A 22,881-nucleotide genomic window follows, 5' to 3' on the forward strand; every position below is an offset into this window, starting at 1 on the left:
TCGCGGCCGTCCTCGGTAATCCGTTCCGGGCCCCACGGCGGCATCCACACCCAGTTGAGGCGCCATTCGTCGACGACCCCGTCCAGGGCTTTGCCGACCTGCTCCTCGATCACATCGGTGAGCGGGCAGGCGGCCGTGGTGAGCGTCATGTCGATCAGCAGGGCGCCGTCCTCGTCTGAGTACTTCAGCCCGTAGAGCAGCCCCAGGTCAACGATGTTCACGCCCAGTTCGGGGTCGATCACATCCTTGAGTGCCTCTTCGACATCCTCGAGGCCCGTGCGGGCCACATTGAGTTCGGTCATGGTGAAGTCCTAACTAGGCCTGTGCTGCGGCGGAAGCTGCAGCGATGGTGGCTGCCCCGGCGCCGGTGGCGTAGCGGTCGTAGCCTTCTTCTTCGAGACGGTCCGCGAGCTCCGGGCCGCCTTCTTCAACAACCTGGCCATCAACGAACACGTGGACGAACTCCGGCTTGATGTAGCGCAGGATCCGGGTGTAGTGGGTGATGAGCAGGGTGCCCATGTTGCCTTCGGCGTGGGCGCGGTTGACGCCCTCGGAGACAACCTTGAGTGCGTCGACGTCGAGGCCGGAGTCGGTCTCGTCCAGGATGGCGAACTTCGGCTTGAAGAGCTCCAGCTGGAGGATCTCGACGCGCTTCTTCTCGCCGCCGGAGAAACCCTCGTTGACGTTGCGCTGGGTGAAGTCGGCGTCGATGCGCAGCTGGGCCATGGCGGCCTTGACGTCCTTGGTCCACGTGCGCAGCTTGGGTGCTTCGCCGTCGATGGCCGTCTTGGCGGTCCGCAGGAAGTTCGTCATGCTGACGCCGGGAACCTCGACGGGGTACTGCATGGCGAGGAACAGGCCGGCGCGGGCACGCTCGTCGACGGTCATCGCGAGGACGTCCTCGCCGTCGAGGGTAATGGTGCCGGAGGTGACGTTGTAGCGGGGGTGCCCGGCGATGGTGGACGCCAGGGTGGACTTGCCGGAACCGTTCGGTCCCATGATGGCGTGCGTCTCGCCCGTCCTGATGGTCAGGCTGACGCCCTTCAGGATTTCCTTGGTGCCCTGCTCGGTGTCAATGCTGACGTGCAGGTCCTTGATCTCAAGAGTAGACATGTGTCTTGTTCTCCTCTGCACCGTGCCCTCCGGCACGGTGCGGTTTCTGGTCGATAAGTTTTCTAAGACTGGCCGCTGGCTGCTGTGGTGCCTGCGCAGTCAGCTGAAGTTCGGAGCCTCGGCGCCGTTCAGGACGTTGGTGAAGTCCACGTAGACCTCGTCATCCAGGACGGTCACCGCAAAGACGGGAACAGGGTCATAGGCGGGCAGTTGCAGCGGCTCGCCGCTGCGCAGGTCGAACTGGGACCCGTGGCCCCAGCACTCGATCTTGCAGCCTTCCACCTCTCCTTCGGAGAGGGAGATGTCCGCGTGCGAGCAGGTGTCGCCGATGGCGTGGATTTCGCCCATCGAGTCCTTGACGATCGCGACGGGGTAGTCGTCGATCAGGATCCGCAGCGCCTGCTTGAGCTGGATTTCGCTGGCTTTGCAGACCAGCTCGCCCTTTGGCTGTTCAGTCATTGGTGGTTTCCGTGTTCTCTGGTGCTGCGCACTAGTGGTTCGTTGCCGCGAGTTCGCGTTCGACGGCGGCCGTGAGGCGCTCTTCGATGGCCGGGACCTTGATCTGCTGGATGATCTCGTTCAGGAAGCCGCGGACCACCAGACGGCGGGCCACCTCTTCCGGAATGCCGCGGGCCATCAGGTAGAACAGGTGCTGGTCATCGAAGCGCCCGGTGGCGCTGGCGTGGCCGGCTCCGGCGATCAGGCCGGTCTCGATTTCCAGGTTAGGCACGGAGTCCGCGCGGGCGCCGTCGGTGAGGACCAGGTTGCGGTTGGCCTCGTACGTGTCGGTGCCTTCTGCTTCCTTGCGGATCAGAACGTCGCCCACCCAGACGGTGTGCGCGTTGCGGCCCTGCAGGGCGCCCTTGTACAGGACGTTGGACTTGCAGTTGGCGACCGAGTGGTCCACGAAGAGGCGCTGCTCCAGGTGCTGGCCGGCGTCGGCGAAGTACAGCCCGAACATTTCCACTTCGGCGCCCGGGCCGGTGAAGCGTGCCGACGGGGTGACGCGCACGAGGTCGCCGCCTAGGCTGACGACAATGTGCTTGAACTTGGCGTCGCGGCCCAGCTTGGCCTGCTGCGAGGAGGCGTGCACGGCGTCGTCGTTCCATTCCTGGAGCGAGATGACGGTCAGCTGCGCGCCGTCCTCCACGAGGATCTCGATGTTTTCCGCCACAACGGCGGTGCCCTGGTGGTCCAGGACCACAACGGACTTGGAGAACTTCTCCGCGACGATCACAACATGCTGTGCGGAGGCTTCGGTGCCCCGGCCGGTCAGCAGGACGCTGACCTCGCCGTCGACCTGGACCTCGGCCGGGACCGTAATGACGGTGGCCTCGGTGAAGTTCTCCCAGGCGTTCGCGGAGACGCGGTCTTCGGGGATGGCGGCCGAGCCGATCCGGCGGTCGTCACGGCCGACGGTCTCCACGGTGACGCTGTCCGGAGCAGTGACGCTCACGGACGGGGCGGCGCCGTTGAGGACCTCGGTGTGCAGGCCGCGGAGGCGCTTGAGCGGCGTGAACCGCCAGTCCTCCTCCATGCCGGTCAGCGGCTTGAAGTCCGCCAGCTTGTAGGACGTCAGGCGCCCGGCGCGTGAGCTGTCCGGGATGCCGACGCCGCCGCCGTGCGAGTGCCGCTTCACGGCCTCGCCGGCCAGCGGGGACTTGGACGCCGCGGCATTGACCGGTGAAAGGCTTTCGCCTTCCTCCGTGAAGCCGTTGATGAACGGCTGGGCGGAGGGCGCGCCGATGCGGGCCTTTTCAGTAGTGATGTCAGTCATTAACCGACCGATCCTTCCATCTGCAGTTCAATCAGTCGGTTCAGCTCGAGGGCGTATTCCATCGGCAGCTCACGGGCAATCGGCTCGATGAAGCCGCGCACGATCATTGCCATGGCCTCGTCTTCGCGCATGCCGCGGGACATCAGGTAGAACAGCTGCTCTTCGCTGACGCGCGAGACCGTGGCCTCGTGCCCCATCGTGACGTCATCCTCGCGGATGTCGATGTACGGGTAGGTGTCCGAGCGGCTGATGGTGTCCACCAGGAGCGCGTCACAGCGGACCGTGTTGGCGGAGTGCTTGGCGCCTTCACGGACCTGGACCAGGCCGCGGTAGGCGGCACGGCCGCCGCCGCGGGCCACGGACTTGGACACGATCGAGCTCTTGGTGTTCGGCGCGATGTGGACCATCTTGGAGCCGGTGTCCTGGTGCTGGCCTTCGCCCGCGAACGCGATGGACAGGGTCTCGCCCTTGGCGCCCTCGCCGACGAGGTAGACGGCCGGGTACTTCATGGTGACCTTGGAGCCGATGTTCCCATCGATCCACTCCATCGTCGCGTTTTCTTCGCAGATGGCGCGCTTGGTGACCAGGTTGTACACGTTGGTGGACCAGTTCTGGATGGTCGTGTAGCGGACGCGGGCGCCCTTCTTCACGACGATTTCCACCACGGCCGAGTGCAGCGAGTCCGAGGTGTAGATCGGTGCGGTGCAGCCTTCGATGTAGTGGACGTAGGAGTCCTCGTCCGCGATGATCAGCGTGCGCTCGAACTGGCCCATGTTTTCCGTGTTGATGCGGAAGTAGGCCTGCAGCGGGATGTCGACGTGGACGCCCTTGGGCACGTACACGAAGGAGCCGCCGGACCACACGGCCGTGTTCAGCGAAGCGAACTTGTTATCGCCCACCGGGATGATGGTGCCGAAGTACTCCTGGAAGATCTCCGGGTGCTCGCGCAGCGCGGTGTCCGTGTCCAGGAAGATGACGCCCTGCTGTTCCAGGTCCTCGCGGATCTGGTGGTAGACAACCTCGGACTCGTACTGGGCCGCGACACCGGAGACGAGGCGGCTGCGCTCGGCTTCCGGGATGCCCAGCTTCTCGTAGGTGTTCCGGATGTCCTCGGGGAGGTCTTCCCAGGTGTTGGCCTGCTTTTCGGTGGACCGCACGAAGTACTTGATGTTGTCGAAGTCGATGCCGGAGAGGTCAGCGCCCCAGGTCGGCATGGGCTTGCGGTCGAAGTACTTCAGGCCCTTGAGGCGCAGGTCCAGCATCCATTCCGGCTCGCTCTTCTTCGCCGAAATGTCGCGGACGACGTCCTCGTTGATGCCACGGCGGGCGTTGGCGCCGACGTCGTTCTTGTCGGACCAGCCGTACTCATAGGTTCCGATTCCGTGGAGCTCGGGATTCTTTTCCAGAATCTCCGAGATCACAGTGGATTCAGCAACCTTCTTCTCTGATAGTTGGTCCGTCATCACGGCCTTTCTTGCAGATGGTTGGATACTTCGTCCAGGTTGCCCGGGGTGGTTGCGGGGCTGTGAGGCCCCCTGGCCGCCGGACGGCCTGTAGGTATGTGGGTGGTGCAGACATGGCCGCCGCGTGCCAGCGTGGAGAGCCGGCGGACGTCGACGCCGACGAGCCGGGAGAACACGTCCGTCTCGACGTCGCAGAACACCGGGAACTGCGCGGCGAGCTGCTGGATGGGGCAGTGTCCCTGGCAGAGCTGGACGCTGGAGAGCGCCGCCGGCAGGGGCGCCCTGGCTTCGATCGACGCCGTGGAGGCCACGAAGCCGTCCCGGCTCAGCGCCTCCGACAGCGCCTGCGCCCGGGCGGTGATATCCGGGCCGGCGGCGTCGATCTCCGGCGCGTAGCGGCGTTCCATCGCGCCGAAGCGTTCGACGGCGAACTGCCGCACGGCTTCGGGGCCGGCGATTTCACCGAGGCGCTGCAGCGCGAGGGTGGCGATGTCCAGGTAGTCGTTTCCGAGGCTGGACTGGCCCTGGGAACTGAGGACATAACGGCGGGCGGGACGCCCTGCGCCGGCGCCGGCACGGGCTGCCCGCTTGACCTCGATGACCCCGTTACGGGAAAGGTGGTCCAGGTGGCGGCGGACGGCGGCCGGCGTGAAGCCCAGCAGATCGCCGAGTTCCGCGGCGCTGATGGGACCGTGTTCCAGCACCGCGTTCAGCACGCGGTCCCGGGTGCGCTCCTCGGCGTCGGCTGCCGGGAACGCGGTTGCCGCCTGGGCTGCAACGGATCCCGCCGGCCCGGACACGGCGTCAGACGCCGCGCGTGAGCGACCGCGCCCGGCAAGGGCGACAGAAATGGAGGGTCTCATGGAATACACAACACAATGATGTCGTAATTTAGTCCCCCGATCCAGTAAGGCATGGCTATCCCCCGTTACCCGGTGGGCGGGGCCGCCGCGGACAGCCCCCGGGCCGCCGTCGGCCGCCGGCCGGATCGGGACGTACTACTTCCCGTAGAATGCTGTGGTGCGATCTCCCGAATCCCCCGTCCTGTCCATCAGCGGGCTAGTCAAGGATGTTGGTCCACTGCCCACCCTCGACGGCAAAATGCTGCGGGTGGTCAGCGGGCTTTCCCTCGTCGCCGAACCCGGCCAGGTTACGGCCCTGCTCGGAGCCAACGGCGCCGGCAAGACCACCACCATCGAATGCGCCCAGGGACTGCAGAAACGCACCCACGGCAGCATCAGCCTGCTGGGCGAGGACCCGGACACCGCCGGGGCAGCACTGCGCGCCCGCGTCGGGGTGATGCTGCAGGATGGCGGGCTGCCGCCGTCGGCCCGGCCCATCCCCCTGCTCAAGCACATTGCCGGCATGTACGCGGACCCCTGGCCGGTCGGGGAGCTCATCGAACGCCTCGGCATCGACAGCTTCAGCCGGACCTCCGTGCGGCGGCTCTCCGGCGGGCAGAAGCAGCGGCTCGCGCTGGCGGCCGCCCTCGTGGGCAACCCCGAGGTGCTCTTCCTGGACGAGCCGAGCGCCGGACTGGACCCGCAGTCGCGCCAACTCGTGTTCGAGCTCATCTCCGAACTGCGGAACCGCGGGATGGGGATCATCCTCACCACGCACCTGATGGATGACGCCCAGCGCCTCGCCGACTACGTGTACATCATCGACGCCGGCCGCAATGTCGCCGAGGGGACGGTCGCGCAGCTCCTGCAGCACCCCCTGCCGCCGGACGCCGGGGAACAGCACATCCGCACCCTGCTGTTCGAGACCGAACCCGGCCTGGACTTCACCGGGGTGCTGCCCGACGGCGTCGACGTCACCGAAGCCCGGGCCGGCAGCTACGCCGCCACCGGCGCGCTGACCGCCGCTGACCTCGCGGCGATCACCGCGTGGTGGGCCGCCCGGGGAATCATGCCCCGCTCGCTGAGCCTTGAAGCCCGCAGTCTTGAGGACGTCTTCCTCGACATCTCCGGAAGGGAGATCCGATGACCCGCCACAGTGCCGCCCTGGGTAACACGCTGCCCGGCAGCGGCCGGCAGGGCCGCCCCCTCGGCAGCGCACCGGCACCGCTGCTGCGGCGCATCGTGCTCCAGGGCAAGTACGAGACCATCACCATGCTCCGCAACGGCGAACAGCTGATCCTGGCGATTGTGCTGCCGCTGCTGGCCATGGTGGGACTGACGGTGATGCCCCTGCTGGACGGGTTCGGTGCCAGCCGGATCAATGTCGCCGTGCCGGGCATCCTGGCGCTGTGTGCCATGTCCACCGCGTTCACCGGCCAAGGCATCTCCACCGGTTTTGACCGCCGCTACGGCGTCCTGCGCTTCCTGTCCACCACGCCGCTGGGCCGCACCGGGCTGATCGCCGGGAAGATCCTCGCGGTCCTCGCCGTGCTGGCCCTGCAGGTGCTGGTGGTCACGGCCGTTGCCCTGGTTCTGGGCTGGCAGCCGGATCCGCTGGGCTGGGCACCGGGGCTGGCCCTGCTGGTCCTCGGCGCCGCGGCCTTCACCGCACTGGGCCTGCTCGTCGCGGGCACCGTCCGCCCGGAAGCGACCCTCGCGATCACCAACCTGCTGTGGATCCTGCTGGGCGCCCTCGGCGGGATCGTGATCCCGGCCGAACGGCTGCCCGCCCTGCTGCAGGCGATCGTGCACTTACTCCCCTCCGGCGCCCTGGGGCAGGCCCTAAGGGAAGCTTTCCTGGCCGGCAGCGTCAGCCCCGGCCCGGTTCTTGTCCTGCTGCTCTGGACGGCGATCGCCGGCGGCGCAGCAACCCGTTGGTTCAAATGGAATTGAGAAAACTGTGAGCACGGACTCCCGCCCTCCCCGGACCGTTTCCCGGAACGTCGCCTGGCTGCCCGTCACCGTCAACAAGACGGTGAAGCGGCTGGCGGTCCTGTCCCTGATCGGACAGACCCTCCTGATCGTCACCGGCGGCGCCGTCCGCCTCACCGCCTCCGGCCTGGGCTGCCCCACCTGGCCCCGCTGCACGGACTCGTCCCTGGTGAACACCCCGGAAATGGGGATCCACGGCATCATTGAATTCGGCAACCGCCTGCTGACCTTCGCGCTGGCCGCCGTCGCCGTCGCGATGCTGGTGTACCTGTGGAACCTCCGCAAGGAGCGCCGCGACCTCTTCCTGCTGGCCCTCGGCCTGCTCGCCAGCATCCCGGCGCAGGCCGTCATCGGCGGCATCACCGTGCTGACCCAGCTGAACCCCTGGGTGGTGGGCCTGCACTTCCTGGTCTCGATGGCCCTTGTGGTCCTGGCCACCCTGCTGGTCAACCGTGCCTTCGGCCGGGCAGGGAAATTCCGGGTGGCTGAACTTGCCCCCCTGCCGGGCATCGCGCGCCCGTTGATGAGCGCCGTCGCGCTGTTCTCCGCCGTGGCGGTCTGCCTGGGTGTCGTCGTCACCGGCGCCGGCCCCCACGCGGGTGACGCCGATGCCCCGCGCAACGACCTGGACTGGGATCTGTTCGCGCACATCCACGCGGTGCCGGCGTACCTGGTGACGGCCGGGGCGCTGCTCGCCGTGTACCTCGTTATCCGCGGCCGGATTCCGGGCCCGTTCCGCACCGCCGTCCTCATGCTCCTGGGCGTTACGGTACTGCAGGCCGTCATCGGCTTCACGCAGTACTACAACGGCATCCCGGCGCTCCTGGTCGCGGCGCACATGCTGGCGGCGGCGCTGCTGATGAGCGCGGCCACCAACGCCGCCGATCTGGCCCGCAGCAGCCCGGTCAAGTAGCCCGCCCCCACAAACAACGCGGGGTCACTTACCGCCCATCCGGAAGCTCTGGATGGACCGTAAGTGACCCCGCGTTGCTGTATGAATGCGTTGCTGGAGGTGGGAGGGGGTGGTGCCTAACCGGCCATGATGGCGGAGCCGACGAACGGGTCGATGGCCAGGGCGATGAAGAGCAGGGTCAGGTAGCTGATCGAGCCGTGGAAGACCTTCATGGCGCCCTTGTTGGACACATCGCCGGCCTGCGCCCGGCTGTACAGCGCATGCGATTCGTAGAGGAACCACGCACCGGCGAGCACTGCTGTCACGGTGTAGACCCAGCCGGCGCCGCCGGCCGGAACCAGCAGCAGCGAGCAGGCCACCATGGCCCACGCGTACAGGACCACCTGGACGGAGACCACCTTGGCCCCGGCGATCGCGCCGAGCATGGGCACATTGGCGTTGCGGTAGTCCTCGCCGTAGCGCATGGACAGCGGCCAGTAGTGCGGCGGGGTCCACAGGAAGATGATCATAAAGAGCACGATGGCGGGCCACTGAACCGTGTTGGTCACCGCGGCCCAGGCAATCAGCACGGGGAAGCAGCCGGCCGCCCCGCCCCAGACGATGTTCTGCGCCGTGCGGCGCTTGAGGATCATGGTGTAGATGACCACGTAGAAGACAATCGCGCCGACGCCCAGCCACGCCGCGAGCGGGTTGGCCCCGAACCACAGGATCGCGATCGCTGCCGCGCCGAGGAGCCAGGAGAAGATCAGCGCCTCGCGGGGTGTGACCTCGCCGGTGACGAGGGGCCGGTTCTCGGTGCGGTGCATGAGCTTGTCGATGTCGCGGTCGATGTAGCAGTTGAAGGCGCCCGCGCTGCCGGCGGCAAAGGCGCCGCCCACGAGGGTTGCCAGGATCAGGCCGATCGAGGGGAAGCCGCGTTCCGCGTAGATCATGGTCGGCAGGGTGCTCACCAGCAGGAGTTCGATGACGCGGGGTTTCGTGAGCGCCAGATAGGCCTTGGCTTTGCGGGCGAAGCCGATGCTTCCGCGGGTGGGGGAAGCGTTCAGCGGCGTATCTGTTGTGCTCACGGTGGCAGTCACTCTGTTCTGTCTGGCTGTTCAGTCCGGCTGGTTCCGCAACGCGGGGTGCATCTCGGGGGGTCCGCGCGCAGCGCACAGGCGTGTCCCCGCCCCCGTTGGTAGCCACGACCCATCATACCGCGCAGGCACAGGCGCAACGGTCCGGCGGATTCGCCGGCGGATGTGGCCGCCGGGCGCGCATGATTCGAAAAGGTTAACGCGGCTTCACCGCGGCCGCGGGCGCCGGTGATTCATATAAGCGACAAAACCGGTCCATTTGGTGAGATATACCGCACCCGGCCGGTGGAATGGGGCTAAGCTGTCTGCAGATCAGCGCGCACGGGCCACGGCCAAAACGGCCGTCCGGTTGTCTGCGGTATCTGCCTGCAGTGACTGCAGACGTGCATTTGCACACGCGACTGAATGCTAGATCAACGTTTCGATGGTGAACGGCTGGTACGTACCGCAGCGGGCACCGAACTGTGCCCCGGACGGGACTGGCCATACCACCCGCCGTCAGCACAGAGAGGGGCCCGGTTTTCGTGCCACATTTGGAAGAGCAAGAACTGTCATGGACCAGCTTGGACCAGCGCGCCGTGGACACGGTCCGGGTGCTCGCCGCCGATGCTGTGGAGAAGGTCGGTAACGGCCACCCCGGCACCGCGATGAGCCTGGCTCCGGCCGCTTACCTTCTCTTCCAGAAGCTGATGCGGCACGACCCGAAGAACCCCGACTGGCTGGGACGGGACCGGTTCGTCCTCTCCCCCGGCCACACCTCCCTGACGCTGTACATCCAGCTGTTTCTCTCCGGCTACGGCCTGGAACTGAAGGACCTGGAGGCGCTGCGGACCTGGGGTTCGCTGACCCCGGGGCACCCGGAGTACAAGCACACCGCCGGCGTGGAAATCACCACCGGCCCGCTGGGCCAGGGCCTGGCCTCCGCGGTCGGGTTCGCGTACTCCCAGCGCCGGATGCGCGGGCTGTTCAACGCCGACGCCGCCGAGGGCGCCAGCCCGTTCGACCACACCATCTGGGTCATTGCCTCCGACGGCGACCTCCAGGAAGGCGTGACGTCCGAGGCGTCCTCGCTCGCCGGGCACCAGGAGCTCGGCAACCTCGTGGTGATCTACGACGAGAACCACATCTCGATCGAGGACGACACCGACATCGCGTTCACCGAGGATGTCCTGGCCCGCTACGAGGCCTACGGCTGGCACACCCAGCGCGTGGACTGGACCCGGACCGGCGAGTACAAGGAGGACGTGGCCGAACTGCACGCCGCCCTGCTGGCCGCCAAGGCCGAGACGGGCAAGCCCTCCATCATCTCGCTGCGCACCATCATCGGCTACCCGGCCCCCAAGAAGCAGAACACCGGCAAGATCCACGGCTCCGCCCTGGGCGCCGAGGAAGTCGCGGCCCTGAAGAAGGTCCTCGGATTCGACCCGGAGCGTTCCTTCCAGGTCGACGACGACGTCCTGGCCCACACCCGGGAAGCCGTGGACCGCGGCGCGGCCGCCCGCACCGCCTGGCAGGAGACCTTCGAGGCCTGGCAGTCGGCCAACCCCGGGGGTGCGGCCCTGCTGGAGCGCATCGAGGCCCGCAAGCTCCCCGCCGAACTCGACGCCGCCCTGCCGGTATTCGAAGCCGGCAAGGACGTCTCGACCCGCGCCGCGTCCGGCAAGGTCCTGAACGCGATCGGCCCGGTCATGCCGGAGCTCTGGGGCGGTTCCGCCGACCTCGCCGAGTCCAACAACACCACGATCGAGGGCTCGCCCTCGTTCATCCCGGTCTCCCGCTCCACGGACGCCTGGAAGGGCAACCCCTACGGCCGGGTGCTGCACTTCGGCATCCGCGAGCACGCCGCCGCGTCGATCGTCAACGGCATTGCCCTGCACGGCCGCACCCGCGCGTTCTCCGGCACCTTCCTGATCTTCAGTGACTACCAGCGCCCGGCGATCCGCCTCGGCGCCCTCATGGGCGTCCCGTCGCTGTACGTCTGGACCCACGACTCGATCGGCCTCGGCGAAGACGGCCCGACCCACCAGCCGGTGGAGCAGCTCGCCGCCCTCCGCGCGATCCCGGGCCTGGACGTGGTCCGCCCGGGAGATGCGAACGAGGTCGCGGCCGCCTGGAAGGTCATGCTCGAAAACCACGCCAACCCCGCCGGCATCGTACTGACCCGCCAGAACATCCCCACCTACGCCCGCGGAACGTCCGACGCGGAGGCCGACACCTTCGGTTCCACCGCCGGCGTCGCCAAGGGCGGGTACGTCCTGGCCGAAGCCTCCCGGGACGGCCAGACCGCCACGGCGCAGGTCATTCTGATCGGCACCGGCTCGGAGGTCCAGCTGGCCGTGCAGGCCCGCGAGGCGCTGCAGGCCGACGGCATTCCCACCCGCGTCGTCTCCATGCCGTGCGTGGAGTGGTTCAACAAGCAGGACCCCGCCTACCGCGAAGCGGTGCTCCCGGCGGCCGTGAAGGCACGGGTGTCCGTCGAAGCCGGACTTGCCCTGGGCTGGCGCGAATTCGTCGGCGACGCCGGCCGTTCCATCAGCCTTGAGCACTTCGGCGCCTCGGCGGATTACAAGCGCCTGTTCCAGGAATTCGGCATCACCGCGGAGGCAGTGGCCGCCGCGGCCAAGGAATCCCTCGCAGGCCTCCCGGCCTGACCCCCACCCCTCGCTTAACCGGGCCGCCGCCCCAGAATCGCGGCGGCGGCCCCAGACTTCAGGAGTCACACATGACCACCCCCACGCAACAGCTGTCCGATGCCGGTGTCTCCATCTGGCTCGATGACCTCTCCCGCGGCCGCCTCGACACCGGCACCCTGCGCAAGCTGATCGAGGAGAAGAACGTCGTCGGTGTCACCACCAACCCGTCCATCTTCCACGCAGCCATCACCACCGGCCACGACTACGACGCCATCATCGCCGCCAAGGCCGCCGCCGGCGCCAGCGTCGAGGAGACAGTCTTCGCGATCACCACCACCGACGTCGCCGACGCCTGCGACCTCTTCGCCCCGGTGGCAGCAGCCACCAGCGGAGTCGACGGGCGCGTCTCGATCGAGGTTGACCCCCGCCTGGCCTGGGACACCGCCGGCACGATCACCGAGGCCAAGGAACTCTACGCCCAGGTCAACAAGGACAACGTCCTGATCAAGATCCCCGCCACCCTCGAGGGCCTTGAAGCCATCACCGCCACCCTCGCGGCCGGCATCAGCGTCAACGTCACGCTGATCTTCTCGCTCGAGCGCTACCGCGCCGTCATCAACGCCTTCCAGTCCGGCCTGGAGCAGGCCAAGGACAACGGCCACGACCTCTCCCGGATCCACTCGGTCGCGTCCTTCTTCGTCTCCCGCGTGGACTCCGAAATCGACAAGCGCCTCGACGCGATCGGCACCGACGAGGCCCGCGCCCTCAAGGGCAAAGCCGGTGTGGCGAACGCCCGCCTGGCCTACCAGGTCTACGAGGAACTCTTCTCCACCGAACGCTGGGCCCTTCTGGCCGATGCCGGCGCCCTCCCGCAGCGTCCGCTCTGGGCCTCCACCGGCGTCAAGGACCCCGCCTACCCGGACACCCTCTACGTCACCGAACTCGTCGCCCCCGGCGTCGTGAACACCATGCCGGAAAAGACGCTCGACGCCACGTTCGACCACGGCACCGTCACGGGCAACACGATCAGCCGCAGCTACGACGACGCCAACGCCACGCTGAATGCCCTGGATGCCCTCGGCATCTCCTACAACGAGGTCGTCGCCGTCCTCGAATCCGAGGGCCTCGACAAGTTCGTGGCCAGCTGGAAGGAACTCCTCGCCGACGTCGAGGTTGCCCTCTCCGCCGCACGGAAGGACGCCTAGTCCCCATGACCACTCTCAGCTACGACGCCACCGGCGCCGCCCGCCTGGCCCACGACCAGCACTTGCCCGCCCTGCTGGCAGACAAGGTCGCCACCCGGATCTTCGCCAAGGACGCCACGCTGTGGGGTCCCGACGCCGAGGCCGAGGCTTCCGTCCGGCTCGGCTGGGTCGAGGCGGCCACCGTCTCCCAGCCGCTGGTCACGGACATCCTGGCACTCCGCGGCGCGCTGCGCGCCGAGGGCGTCAGCCGGATTGTCCTGTGCGGCATGGGCGGCTCCTCGCTGGCACCCGAGGTCATCGCCGGAACGGCCGGCGTCGAGCTGACAGTGCTGGACAGCACCGACCCGGAGCAGGTCGCCGCCGCCGTCGCGGACCGGCTGGCCGAAACCGCCATCGTGGTGTCCTCCAAGTCCGGCTCCACCCTGGAGACCGATTCCCAGCGCCGGATCTTCGAGCACGCCTTCACCGAGGCCGGGATCGACGCGAAGAGCCGGATCATCATCGTCACCGATCCGGGGTCCCCGCTGGACAAGGCCTCGCGCGAGGCCGGGTACCGCGCCGTGTTCAACGCCGACCCCCACGTCGGCGGACGCTACTCGGCGCTCACCGCGTTCGGGATGGTGCCCTGCGGCCTGGCCGGCGTGGACATCCAGGCGTTCCTGGACGAAGCGGAGGAAGCCGCCGAGGTCCTCAACGAGGACGGCGAGGAGAACATCGGCCTCGCCCTCGGTGCGGCGCTGGGCGGCACCAGCCCGCTGCGCAACAAGATCGTCATCGCCGAGGACGGCTCCGGCATCAAGGGCTTCGCGGACTGGGCCGAACAGCTCATCGCCGAGTCCACCGGCAAGCTCGGCACCGGCGTGCTGCCGGTTGTCGCCGGGCCCTCCTCCCCGGAGGCCACCCTCGGCGCTCCCGACGTCCTGGTCATCCGCCTCGTCGCGGCGGACGCCGACGTCGAACTCGGCGAAAACGAGGTCGCGATCGCCGGCGGACTGCCCACCCAGATGATGACGTGGGAGTTTGCCACCGCCGTGGCCGGCCGGCTGCTCGGAATCAACCCCTATGACCAGCCCGACGTCGAAGCCGCCAAGGTGGCCGCCCGCGGCCTGCTCGACGCGCAGCCGGAACCGACGCCGGCCGCGTTCACCGACGGCGCCATCGAGGTCCGCGGCGGGGAATGGCTGACCGGTGCCACCACGGCGGCCGGGGCTGTCAGCGCCCTGCTGGGCGAACTGCGCCCGGACAGCTACCTGAGTGTCCAGGCCTACTTCGACCGGCTCGCCTACGCACCGTTCGAGGGTGTCCGGGACCAGCTGGCAGCGCTCAGCGGCCGTCCCGTGACCTTCGGCTGGGGCCCGCGCTTCCTGCACTCCACCGGCCAGTTCCACAAGGGCGGACCCGCAATCGGTGTTTTCCTGCAGGTGACAGCCGCGGCCGCCACCGACCTGGCCATCCCGGACCGTCCGTTCAGCTTCGGCGAACTCATCACGGCCCAGGCCGCCGGCGACGCGCAGGTCCTCTCCGACCACGGCCGCCCGGTCCTCCGGCTGCACCTCACGGACCGCGCCGCCGGCGTCAGGCAGCTCCAGGAGATCATCTCCACACTGGCCGGCCAGGCAGTCCCCTCCTCCGAAAGCTAAGGCACCCAAGCAACCATGCCAGATAAATACAACAGCGGCCGGACGTCCGCGGGCCGGGGGCGCAATCCGCTCCGGGACCCGCGGGACCGGCGCCTGAACCGTATTGCGGGGCCGTCGTCGCTGGTCCTGTTCGGGGTCACGGGGGACCTCGCCCGCAAGAAACTCATGCCGGCCGTGTACGACCTGGCCAACCGCGGGCTGTTGCCGCCGAGCTTCGCCCTGGTGGGTTTTGCCCGGCGGAACTGGGAGAACGAGGACTTCGCCGCCGAGGTGAAGGCCGCGGTCAAGGCCTACGCCCGGACACCGTTCGATGAGACGGTGTGGGAGCAGCTCGCGCAGGGCGTCCGCTTCGTGCAGGGCGAGTTCGACGACGACGACGCCTTCAAGCGGCTGTCCGAAACCATCGACGAACTCGATGAGCAGCGCGGAACGCGCGGCAACCATGCGTTCTACCTCTCCATCCCGCCGAAGGCCTTTGAACTGGTCTGCCGGCAGCTCTCCAAGCACGGACTGGCCCAGGCCGAGGGTGACAAGTGGCGCCGCGTCGTGATCGAGAAGCCGTTCGGCCACGATCTCGAGTCGGCCCGGCAGCTCAACGACATTGTGGAGTCGGTGTTCCCGCCGGACGCGGTCTTCCGGATCGACCACTACCTGGGCAAGGAGACGGTGCAGAACATCCTGGCGCTGCGCTTCGCCAACCAGCTCTTTGAGCCGCTCTGGAACGCGAACTACGTGGACCACGTCCAGATCACCATGGCCGAGGACATCGGCACCGGCGGCCGGGCGGGATACTACGACGGCGTCGGCGCGGCCCGCGACGTCATCCAGAACCATCTGCTGCAGCTGCTGGCCCTGACCGCGATGGAGGAGCCGATTTCCTTCAACGCCGATGACCTCCGCGCCGAGAAGGAAAAGGTCCTGGCCGCCGTCCGGCTACCCGAGGACCTGTCCACCCACTCGGCGCGCGGGCAGTTCACCGGCGGCTGGCAGGGCGGCGAGAAGGTCGTGGGATACCTGGAAGAGGAGGGTATCCCGACCGACTCCAAGACCGAGACGTTTGCCGCGATCCGGGTGGACATCCACACCCGGCGCTGGTCCGGGGTGCCGTTCTACCTGCGCGCCGGCAAGCGGCTGGGCCGCCGGGTGACGGAGATCGCGGTGGTGCTCAAACGCGCGCCCAACCTGCTCTTCACGGACCATGGCGAGGACGACTTCGGCCAGAACGCCGTGGTGATCCGGGTCCAGCCCGACGAGGGCGCCACCATACGGTTCGGTTCCAAGGTTCCCGGCACGCAGATGGAAGTCCGCGACGTCACGATGGACTTCGGCTACGGCCACTCATTCACGGAATCCAGCCCGGAGGCCTACGAACGGCTCATCCTCGATGTGCTCCTCGGCGAGCCGCCGCTGTTCCCCCGCCACGCCGAAGTTGAGCTGTCCTGGAAGATCCTCGACCCGTTCGAGGACTACTGGGCGTCCCTGGACGAACAGCCCGAACCCTATGCCCCCGGAAGCTGGGGACCTGCCTCCGCCGACGAGCTCCTTGCCCGTGACGGACGAACCTGGAGAAGGCCATGATCGTAGATCTACCCGACACCACCACCTCCAAGATTTCCAAGAAGATCATGGCCCTGCGCGAGCAGGGCGGCGTGATTGCCCTGGGCCGGGTGCTGACCCTCGTGGTCGTCACCAAGTCCGGGCTGGAAGAGGAGGCCATCGAGGCCGCCAACGAGGCCAGCCGGGAGCACCCCTGCCGGATCATCGTCCTCGCCGACGCCGGCGCCAAGGCCCCGACCCGGCTTGATGCGCAGATCCGGGTGGGCGGCGACGCCGGAGCCTCCGAGGTCATCCTGCTGCGCGGTTACGGCGAACTGGCGGAGGAAAGTGAATCCCTCGTCGCGGCGCTGCTGCTGCCCGATGCGCCGATTGTGGCCTGGTGGCCGCACGGCGCCCCGAAGAGCGCCTGCGAGACGTCCATCGGCCGGATCGCTCACCGCCGGATCACCGACTCGGCCAACGAGTCCGATCCGCAACGCGCGCTGGACAACATCCGCCGCACCTACAAGGCCGGGGACACGGACCTGGCCTGGACCCGCCTGACCAACTGGCGGATCCAGCTCGCCGCGGTCCTGGACCAGGTGGACGGTTCACCGGTGACGGCCGTCGCCGTCGAAGGCGCGTCGGACTCCCCCAGCACCATCCTGCTGGCGGCGTGGCTGACCCTGGCCCTCGACGCCCCGGTGACGATTGTCGCGGACCCGGCCGGCACCGGGATCCGGCGTGTGCGCCTGACCCGCACCGCGGGCGACGTCCAGCTGTTCCGGCCGGGCCTGACCGTGGCGGAACTGAGCCAGCCCGGGCAGCCGGTGCAGCGGATCTCCCTGCCGCGCCGGAGCCTGAAGGACTGCCTCGCCGAAGAACTGCGCCGCCTCGACCCGGATGAAGTGTTCGGTGAAGTGATTACTATTGGACTGCCACGTACCAATCTAAGGAGTGTCCGTCCCAGTGAGCGCTGACCCCAGAGTAAGCATCCATCCCGACTCGTCCGTCCTCATGGCCGCCATCGCGGCCCGCCTGATCACCAAACTGGTGGACATCCAGGACAAGTACGGTGAGGCGACGGTGGTGCTTACCGGGGGATCGATGGGCATCGGCTCGCTCAAGGCCGTGGCCGAGTCGCCGGCGTCCGGCGCCGTCGACTGGTCCAAGGTCAATTTCTGGTGGGGGGACGAACGCTTCGTCGCGGCCCGGGATCCCGAGCGCAATGCCGTCCAGGCCCAGGAGGCGCTGCTCGCGCACATCAACGCGGACCCGGCACGGATCCACGTGCCGGGGGCCACCGGAGACTTCGGTTCCCCCGAGGAGGCGGCCGCCGACTACGCCCGCCGGCTCAGCGAGGCAGCTGCCGCGGAACACGCCGCGGACATGTCCGATGACCGGCCCGAACACCCGGCGCGCCTCCCCCGCTTCGACATCGTCCTGCTCGGTGTGGGACCGGACGCGCATGTCGCGTCGCTCTTCCCGGAACAGGCCGGCATCCGCGAGAAGGAACTCCTCGTGGTGGGGGTCCGCAACTCCCCCAAGCCGCCGCCGGAGCGCATTTCGCTGACCCTGCCTGCCATCAACACGGCGTCGGAGATCTGGATGGTCGTCGCCGGCGAGGACAAGGCCGGCGCCGTGGGGCTGGCCCTCGCGGGCGCCAACCCGGTGCAGGTGCCGGCGGCCGGTCCGCGGGGCCGGATGGAAACGCTCTGGCTGATCGACGAGAACGCGGCTTCCCGGGTTCCGCAGCAGCTGGTCCGCAAGAGCTAGCCCGGGGCGGCCGGTCCGGTGCACTGCCCCTTGCGGCTATTCCTCCGGAAGGATCCGGTTTGCCCGCAGTCTTTCGAGCGCTCCGGCCAGCACGTCTTCGGCGTCCTGGCTGGAGCGCCGCTCTTTAACGTACTCCAGGTGGCTTTTGTAGCCTTCCACCGGGACGTCCTCAAGCGCGAACTGTGCCTCGTCCCGGGTGGCCGTTCCGCCGCAGCGGCGGCAGTCCCAAACGCCGGGGATCTGGTCGTCGGGCAACTGGGCGAAGACCAGGGGCGTCTCGTGGCCTTTGGCGCACCGGTAGCTGACGCGGATGCGGGGTGTGCGGGCAGCGGTGCCGTCAAGCGGTTCGTGCCGGGGCGTGGCCCCTTCGGTGGCTCCTACTCGGATGCCCCGGAATCCGGAGGCGGAATGCAGCATCGGGAACTCCTGGCTACTCAGCGGGCGGAATGCGCATTGCAATCAGCCAAAGTGTAGTTCGCAGTTCCCGATGCCGGGGAGGGCCATAAGGACCCCTTATGAAGTTTTTCGGCAGCTGTCTTAGGAGTCGCCGCCGCCGCTGAAACGCATGATCAGGCCAAGGCCGATGATGACGACGCCCCAGGTGACCCCGAGGATGACTGTGAAGCGGTTCAGGTTCCGCTCGGCCACGCCCGAGGAGCTGAGACCGGAGCTCATGCCGCCGCCGAACATGTCGGACAGACCGCCGCCGCGTCCCTTGTGGAGCAGGATGAGCAAGGTCAGCAGGAGGCTGGTGATACCCAGGAGAACCTGCAGAATGACATGAAGAACGTCCACGACGGCCTTTCAGAAGATTTGGATTGCGGGGGCCACGATTGTGTCCGGACTAATCCGTCAGCAGGTGACTCTCGAACCTGACAATATTAGCAAACTCGGCGGCATCCAGGCTGGCACCACCGACCAGCAATCCGTCCACGTCGCGTTCGTTGAGGATTGAGGCGGCATTGTTGGCCTTGACCGAGCCGCCGTACAGCAGCCGGGTCCTGGCCGCGGTGTCCGACCCGAAGAGGGTGGCGAGCTCGGCGCGGAGGGCGGCGCACATTTCCTGGGCGTCACCCGGTCCGGCGACCTCGCCGGTTCCGATGGCCCAGACCGGCTCATAGGCGACGACGAGCTCAGCGGCCTGCTCGGGGGTGAGGCCCTCGACTCCGGCGCGCAGCTGCGCCAGCGTGTGGTCGACGTGCGTCCCGGCCTGCCGGATTTCCAGTCCTTCGCCGACGCAAAGCACGGGGGTGATGTCGTGCCGGAAGGCTGCCTTGGTCTTGGCGTTCAGCACCTCGTCGGATTCGTGGTGGAGGGTGCGGCGTTCACTGTGGCCGACGAGGACGTAGCTGCAGCCGAGCTTGGCGAGGAACTGGCCGGAGATGTCCCCGGTGTACGCGCCGGAGTCGAACGGGGAGAGATCCTGGCCGCCGTAGACGACCTTGAGTTCATCGCCCTGGACCAGCGTCTGGACACCGCGGAGGTCGGTGAACGGCGGGAAGACGGAGACCTCCACGCGGCTGTAGTCGTGCTTGGCGTCGGACAGGGTCCAGGCGAGTTTCTGCAGGAGGGTGATGCCCTGGACATGGTCCATGTTCATCTTCCAGTTGCCTGCAATGAAGGGCGTGCGGTCGAATTTGCCGTTGGTTGACGTAGTCACGTGGTCTCCAAAATGTTCTTAGCAGTGGAACAGCCGGCAGGGCGCCCGTCCTGGGACAGGCGCCCTGCCGGCTGGCTGGTCTAGCGGTCCAGAATGCTCAGGCCGGGGAGTTCCTTGCCTTCAAGGTACTCGAGGCTGGCGCCGCCGCCGGTGGAAATGTGCCCGAACTGGTCATCGGCGAAGCCGAGGGTCCGGACCGCGGCGGCGGAGTCGCCGCCACCGACCACGGTGAATGCACCGGTCTCGGTCAGCGCCTGGGCGATGGCCCGGGTGCCGGCGGCGAAGGCCGGGAACTCGAACACACCCATGGGCCCATTCCAGAACACCGTCCGGGCGCCCTTGATCCGTTCCGCGAAGGAGGCCGCCGATTCCGGGCCGATGTCCAGGCCGATGCCCTGGGCGCCGAAGCTGCTTTCTTCAATCGCGTCGGCGCGCACCGTTTCATGCCCGGCGTCGGCGGCGAACCTGCTGGCCACCACAACGTCGGTGGGAACCACAAATTCCGTCCCGGCGTCCGCTGCGCGTTTGAGGTACTCCTGCACGACGGGGATCTGGTCCGCTTCCAGCAGGCTGCCGGCCACCTTGTGGCCCGCGGCGGCGAGGAAGGTGAACAACATGCCACCGCCGACCAGGATGGTGTCCGCCTTGCCGATGAGGTTGTCGATTACGGCGAGTTTGTCCGAGACCTTGGAACCGCCGAGCACAACGACGTAGGGGCGCTGCGTGTCGGTGGTGAGCTTGCGCAGCACCTCGACCTCGGTGCGCACCAGGTCGCCCTGGTAGGACGGCAGCCGGGTGGCGACGTCGTAGACGGACGCATGCTTGCGGTGCACGGCACCGAACGCGTCGTCCACGAAGGCGCCGTTGGATCCCGTGAGGGCCACCAGTTCATCAGCGAACGCCCCGCGCTCCGCGTCGTCCTTTGAGGTTTCGCGGGCGTCGAAGCGCACATTCTCCAGGACGAGGGCTTCCCCGTCCTGCAGCGAGGCGGCCGATGCCTTGGCGGCGTCGCCGACAGTGTCTGCCGCGAGGGAGACCTTGAACGGGGCGAGCTCCGCCAGCCGGGCCGCGGCGGGCTTGAGTGAGTACTTCTCCTCCGGGGCGCCCTTGGGGCGGCCGAGGTGTGCCGTGACCAGCACACGGGCACCGGCGTCCGAGAGCTTCGCCAGCACTGGAAGGGAGGCCTTGATGCGGCCGTCGTCAGTCACTGTAGAGCCGTCGAGCGGCACGTTCAGGTCACTTCTGACCAGAACGTACCGCCCGCGGACACCATCAGCGATCAGTTCGTCGAGGGTGTGGAATGTCATGAGTCTTACCCTAGCCCAGCTTGGCTGCGACGAGCTCCGTGAGGTCCACGAGGCGGTTGGAGTAGCCCCATTCGTTGTCATACCAGGAAACAACCTTGACCTGGTTGCCGATCACCTTGGTCAGGCCGGAGTCAAAGATGGAGGATGCCGGGTCCCCGACGATGTCCGAGGAAACGATCGGCTCATCGGTGTAGGTCAGCAGGCCCTTGAGCTCGGGGGTCTCGGAGGCAGCCTTGAGGGCGGCGTTCACTTCCTCGACGGTGGTCTCGCGGGAGACGACGACGGTGAGGTCCGTTGCGGAGCCGGTGGGCACCGGCACGCGGATGGCGTAGCCATCGAGCTTGCCCTTGAGCTCCGGCAGGACCAGGCCGATTGCCTTGGCCGCACCCGTGGAGGTGGGGACCATGTTGATGGCGGCGGCGCGGGCACGGCGGAGGTCCTTGTGCGGGCCGTCCTGCAGGTTCTGGTCGGCGGTGTAGGCGTGGATCGTGGTCATCAGTCCGCGCTCGATGCCGAAGGCGTCGTTGATCACCTTGGCCAGCGGGCCGAGGCAGTTGGTGGTGCAGGAGGCGTTGGAGATGATGTGGTGCGCGGCGGGGTCGTAGAGCCCGTCGTTGACGCCCATCACGATCGTGATGTCCTCGTCCGAGGCGGGGGCGGAGATCAGGACCTTCTTGGCACCGGCATCGATGTGCTTCTGCGCGTCGGCGGCCTTGGTGAAGAAGCCGGTGGATTCGATCACGACGTCAACGCCGAGCTCGGCCCAGGGCAGCTTGGCCGGATCGCGCTCTGCGAGGACCTTGACGGTCTTGCCGTCGACGACGATGTTGCCGTCCTTGACCTCGATGGACTCCTTCAGGCGGCCGCCCACGGAGTCGTACTTGAAGAGGTGGGCCAGGGCTTCCGGGCTGGTGAGGTCGTTGACGGCAACGATCTCGAGGTCTGCCCCCTGGGCGAGTGCGGCGCGGAAGTAGTTGCGGCCGATACGGCCGAAGCCGTTAATACCAATACGGGTGGTCACGTTTTCAGTCTCCTTGGTGCTTCTTCAAGCACGATTAGTTGAGAAGGCGCTCAAGCCAACTAACAGATCCCGCACGCCATTGGGCAGAGATGATTAACAGATCGGAGGGCGACCAGCCACATTGCTGAAGGCTAACCGCCTTCCGTGACCTATCTTACGTTTAACTTGGTCTGCCCCCGCAAGTGCAGGGGCAGACCGTCCACAATTTGAGCCGAACGGGCGTAATTGTGAGCTTTGTTACAGGCGTGTGAACTGCGGCACGCTCAGGTCGCCACGGCCGTGTTAGAGCGTGATGAGGCCGCTCGCGTTCTTGCGGGCCGCGTCGAAGCGCTTGGCGACGTCGGCCCAGTTCACGATGTTCCAGAAGGCCTTGACGTAGTCGGCCTTGACGTTGACGTAGTCCAGGTAGAAGGCGTGCTCCCACATGTCCAGCATCAGCAGCGGCGTGGTGCCGACAGCGACGTTGCCCTGCTGATCGTAGAGCTGCTCGATCACGAGGTTGCCGCCGATGGGCTCGTAGGCCAGGAACGCCCAGCCGGAACCCTGCAGGCCCATGGCCGCCGCGGTGAAGTGGGCACGGAAAGCGTCGAAGGAGCCGAACGCGTCGTCGATGGCGGCTGCCAGCTCACCTTCAGGCTTGTCGCCACCGTCCGGGGACAGGTTCTTCCAGAAGACGGAGTGGTTGATGTGGCCGCCGGTGTGGAACGCGAGGTCCTTGGAGAGGCGGTTGATGTTGGCGAAGTCGCCTTTATCGCGTGCTTCGGCCAGCTGGGCCAGGGCGTTGTTGGCGCCGGCCACGTACGCGGCGTGGTGCTTGCTGTGGTGCAGCTCCATGATCCGCGCGGAAATGTGGGGCTCCAGCGCTGCGTAGTCATAGCTGAGCTCAGGCAGTACGTACTCGGTCACAAAATCCTCCAATGTCGTGGA

Annotated in this window: 22 protein-coding genes; 9 read left to right on the top strand and 13 right to left on the bottom strand. The window is 67.5% G+C overall.

Annotation, left to right across the window (positions count from 1 at the left end; genetic code table 11):
• The 6 genes from BJQ90_RS21270 to BJQ90_RS21295 all read right to left on the bottom strand — a co-directional run.
• Nucleotides 1-302 (bottom strand): metal-sulfur cluster assembly factor (locus tag BJQ90_RS21270; protein ID WP_226762165.1); only part of this gene is annotated, 302 nt, incomplete at its 3' end.
• A gap of 13 nt (nt 303-315) precedes the next feature.
• Entirely contained in the window at nt 316-1,113 is a 798-nt protein-coding gene (gene sufC / locus BJQ90_RS21275) for a Fe-S cluster assembly ATPase SufC (protein ID WP_160665959.1), read from the bottom strand.
• Between the two features lie 99 nt (nt 1,114-1,212).
• Nucleotides 1,213-1,572: a non-heme iron oxygenase ferredoxin subunit gene (locus BJQ90_RS21280; protein WP_226762166.1), complete on the bottom strand. Its 360-nt coding sequence runs from the start codon at nt 1,570-1,572 to the stop codon at nt 1,213-1,215.
• A gap of 31 nt (nt 1,573-1,603) precedes the next feature.
• Nucleotides 1,604-2,890, bottom strand: coding sequence for a Fe-S cluster assembly protein SufD (gene sufD / locus BJQ90_RS21285; protein WP_226762167.1), 1,287 nt, complete (start codon nt 2,888-2,890; stop codon nt 1,604-1,606).
• The gene (sufB, locus tag BJQ90_RS21290) at nt 2,890-4,353 is read right to left on the bottom strand and encodes a Fe-S cluster assembly protein SufB (protein ID WP_226762168.1); all 1,464 of its coding nucleotides are present in this window, start codon (nt 4,351-4,353) and stop codon (nt 2,890-2,892) included. Before sufB ends, sufD begins: the two co-directional genes overlap by 1 nt.
• Complete coding sequence (locus tag BJQ90_RS21295) at nt 4,353-5,225, bottom strand: helix-turn-helix transcriptional regulator (RefSeq protein WP_226762169.1); 873 nt, start codon at nt 5,223-5,225, stop codon at nt 4,353-4,355. The genes sufB and BJQ90_RS21295 overlap by 1 nt, the downstream gene beginning before the upstream one ends.
• Before the next feature lie 148 nt (nt 5,226-5,373).
• Here BJQ90_RS21295 and BJQ90_RS21300 point away from each other — a divergent pair, with 148 nt between their 5' ends.
• From BJQ90_RS21300 to BJQ90_RS21310, 3 genes are read left to right on the top strand one after another with little or no spacing between them, the layout of a single operon-like run.
• Nucleotides 5,374-6,342 (top strand): ABC transporter ATP-binding protein, encoded by a 969-nt coding sequence (locus BJQ90_RS21300; RefSeq protein WP_226762170.1) that lies wholly within the window; start codon nt 5,374-5,376, stop codon nt 6,340-6,342.
• A complete protein-coding gene (locus BJQ90_RS21305; protein WP_226762171.1) occupies nt 6,339-7,148 on the top strand; it encodes an ABC transporter permease in 810 nt (269 codons plus the stop codon). The genes BJQ90_RS21300 and BJQ90_RS21305 overlap by 4 nt, the downstream gene beginning before the upstream one ends.
• Nucleotides 7,149-7,155: 7 nt before the next feature.
• On the top strand, nt 7,156-8,100 hold the full coding sequence (locus BJQ90_RS21310; RefSeq protein ID WP_226762172.1) for a COX15/CtaA family protein: 945 nt from the start codon (nt 7,156-7,158) through the stop codon (nt 8,098-8,100).
• Between the two features lie 116 nt (nt 8,101-8,216).
• On the opposite strand, the gene BJQ90_RS21315 is transcribed toward BJQ90_RS21310, so the two are convergent.
• Nucleotides 8,217-9,179, bottom strand: a complete 963-nt coding sequence (locus BJQ90_RS21315; RefSeq protein WP_226762173.1) for a heme o synthase — start codon at nt 9,177-9,179, stop codon at nt 8,217-8,219.
• A 530-nt stretch (nt 9,180-9,709) separates the two neighbouring features.
• On the opposite strand from BJQ90_RS21315, the gene tkt reads away from it, so the two are divergent.
• The 6 genes from tkt to pgl all read left to right on the top strand — a co-directional run bounded on the left by tkt (nt 9,710) and on the right by pgl (nt 17,966).
• Nucleotides 9,710-11,827 carry a transketolase gene (gene tkt / locus BJQ90_RS21320; protein WP_226762174.1) on the top strand — a complete coding sequence of 706 codons (2,118 nt, stop codon included), beginning with the start codon at nt 9,710-9,712 and terminating at the stop codon, nt 11,825-11,827.
• Between the two features lie 71 nt (nt 11,828-11,898).
• Nucleotides 11,899-13,014 carry a transaldolase gene (gene tal / locus BJQ90_RS21325; RefSeq protein WP_226762175.1) on the top strand — a complete coding sequence of 372 codons (1,116 nt, stop codon included), beginning with the start codon at nt 11,899-11,901 and terminating at the stop codon, nt 13,012-13,014.
• Between the two features lie 5 nt (nt 13,015-13,019).
• Nucleotides 13,020-14,654: a glucose-6-phosphate isomerase gene (locus tag BJQ90_RS21330; RefSeq protein ID WP_226762176.1), complete on the top strand. Its 1,635-nt coding sequence runs from the start codon at nt 13,020-13,022 to the stop codon at nt 14,652-14,654.
• A 15-nt stretch (nt 14,655-14,669) separates the two neighbouring features.
• Nucleotides 14,670-16,232, top strand: coding sequence for a glucose-6-phosphate dehydrogenase (zwf, locus tag BJQ90_RS21335; RefSeq protein ID WP_226762177.1), 1,563 nt, complete (start codon nt 14,670-14,672; stop codon nt 16,230-16,232).
• Nucleotides 16,229-17,170 (top strand): glucose-6-phosphate dehydrogenase assembly protein OpcA, encoded by a 942-nt coding sequence (locus BJQ90_RS21340; RefSeq protein WP_226762178.1) that lies wholly within the window; start codon nt 16,229-16,231, stop codon nt 17,168-17,170. Before zwf ends, BJQ90_RS21340 begins: the two co-directional genes overlap by 4 nt.
• On the top strand, nt 17,160-17,966 hold the full coding sequence (pgl, locus tag BJQ90_RS21345) for a 6-phosphogluconolactonase (protein ID WP_226762179.1): 807 nt from the start codon (nt 17,160-17,162) through the stop codon (nt 17,964-17,966). Before BJQ90_RS21340 ends, pgl begins: the two co-directional genes overlap by 11 nt.
• Nucleotides 17,967-18,002: 36 nt before the next feature.
• Here the strand turns inward: pgl and BJQ90_RS21350 are convergent, their stop codons facing one another.
• The 6 genes from BJQ90_RS21350 to BJQ90_RS21375 form a co-directional block, all read right to left on the bottom strand.
• Complete coding sequence (locus BJQ90_RS21350; protein WP_226762180.1) at nt 18,003-18,383, bottom strand: RNA polymerase-binding protein RbpA; 381 nt, start codon at nt 18,381-18,383, stop codon at nt 18,003-18,005.
• A gap of 120 nt (nt 18,384-18,503) precedes the next feature.
• Nucleotides 18,504-18,761: a preprotein translocase subunit SecG gene (gene secG / locus BJQ90_RS21355; protein ID WP_226762181.1), complete on the bottom strand. Its 258-nt coding sequence runs from the start codon at nt 18,759-18,761 to the stop codon at nt 18,504-18,506.
• Between the two features lie 49 nt (nt 18,762-18,810).
• On the bottom strand, nt 18,811-19,626 hold the full coding sequence (gene tpiA / locus BJQ90_RS21360; protein ID WP_226762182.1) for a triose-phosphate isomerase: 816 nt from the start codon (nt 19,624-19,626) through the stop codon (nt 18,811-18,813).
• Between the two features lie 80 nt (nt 19,627-19,706).
• Complete coding sequence (locus BJQ90_RS21365; RefSeq protein ID WP_226762183.1) at nt 19,707-20,933, bottom strand: phosphoglycerate kinase; 1,227 nt, start codon at nt 20,931-20,933, stop codon at nt 19,707-19,709.
• Nucleotides 20,934-20,943: 10 nt separating this feature from the next.
• Nucleotides 20,944-21,954: a type I glyceraldehyde-3-phosphate dehydrogenase gene (gap, locus tag BJQ90_RS21370; RefSeq protein WP_226762184.1), complete on the bottom strand. Its 1,011-nt coding sequence runs from the start codon at nt 21,952-21,954 to the stop codon at nt 20,944-20,946.
• Between the two features lie 282 nt (nt 21,955-22,236).
• Nucleotides 22,237-22,860: a superoxide dismutase gene (locus tag BJQ90_RS21375; protein ID WP_226762185.1), complete on the bottom strand. Its 624-nt coding sequence runs from the start codon at nt 22,858-22,860 to the stop codon at nt 22,237-22,239.
• Between the last annotated feature and the right edge of the window lie 21 nt (nt 22,861-22,881).

This window comes from Arthrobacter sp. SO3, from assembly GCF_020532825.1.
Classification (GTDB): Bacteria; Actinomycetota; Actinomycetes; order Actinomycetales; family Micrococcaceae; genus Arthrobacter.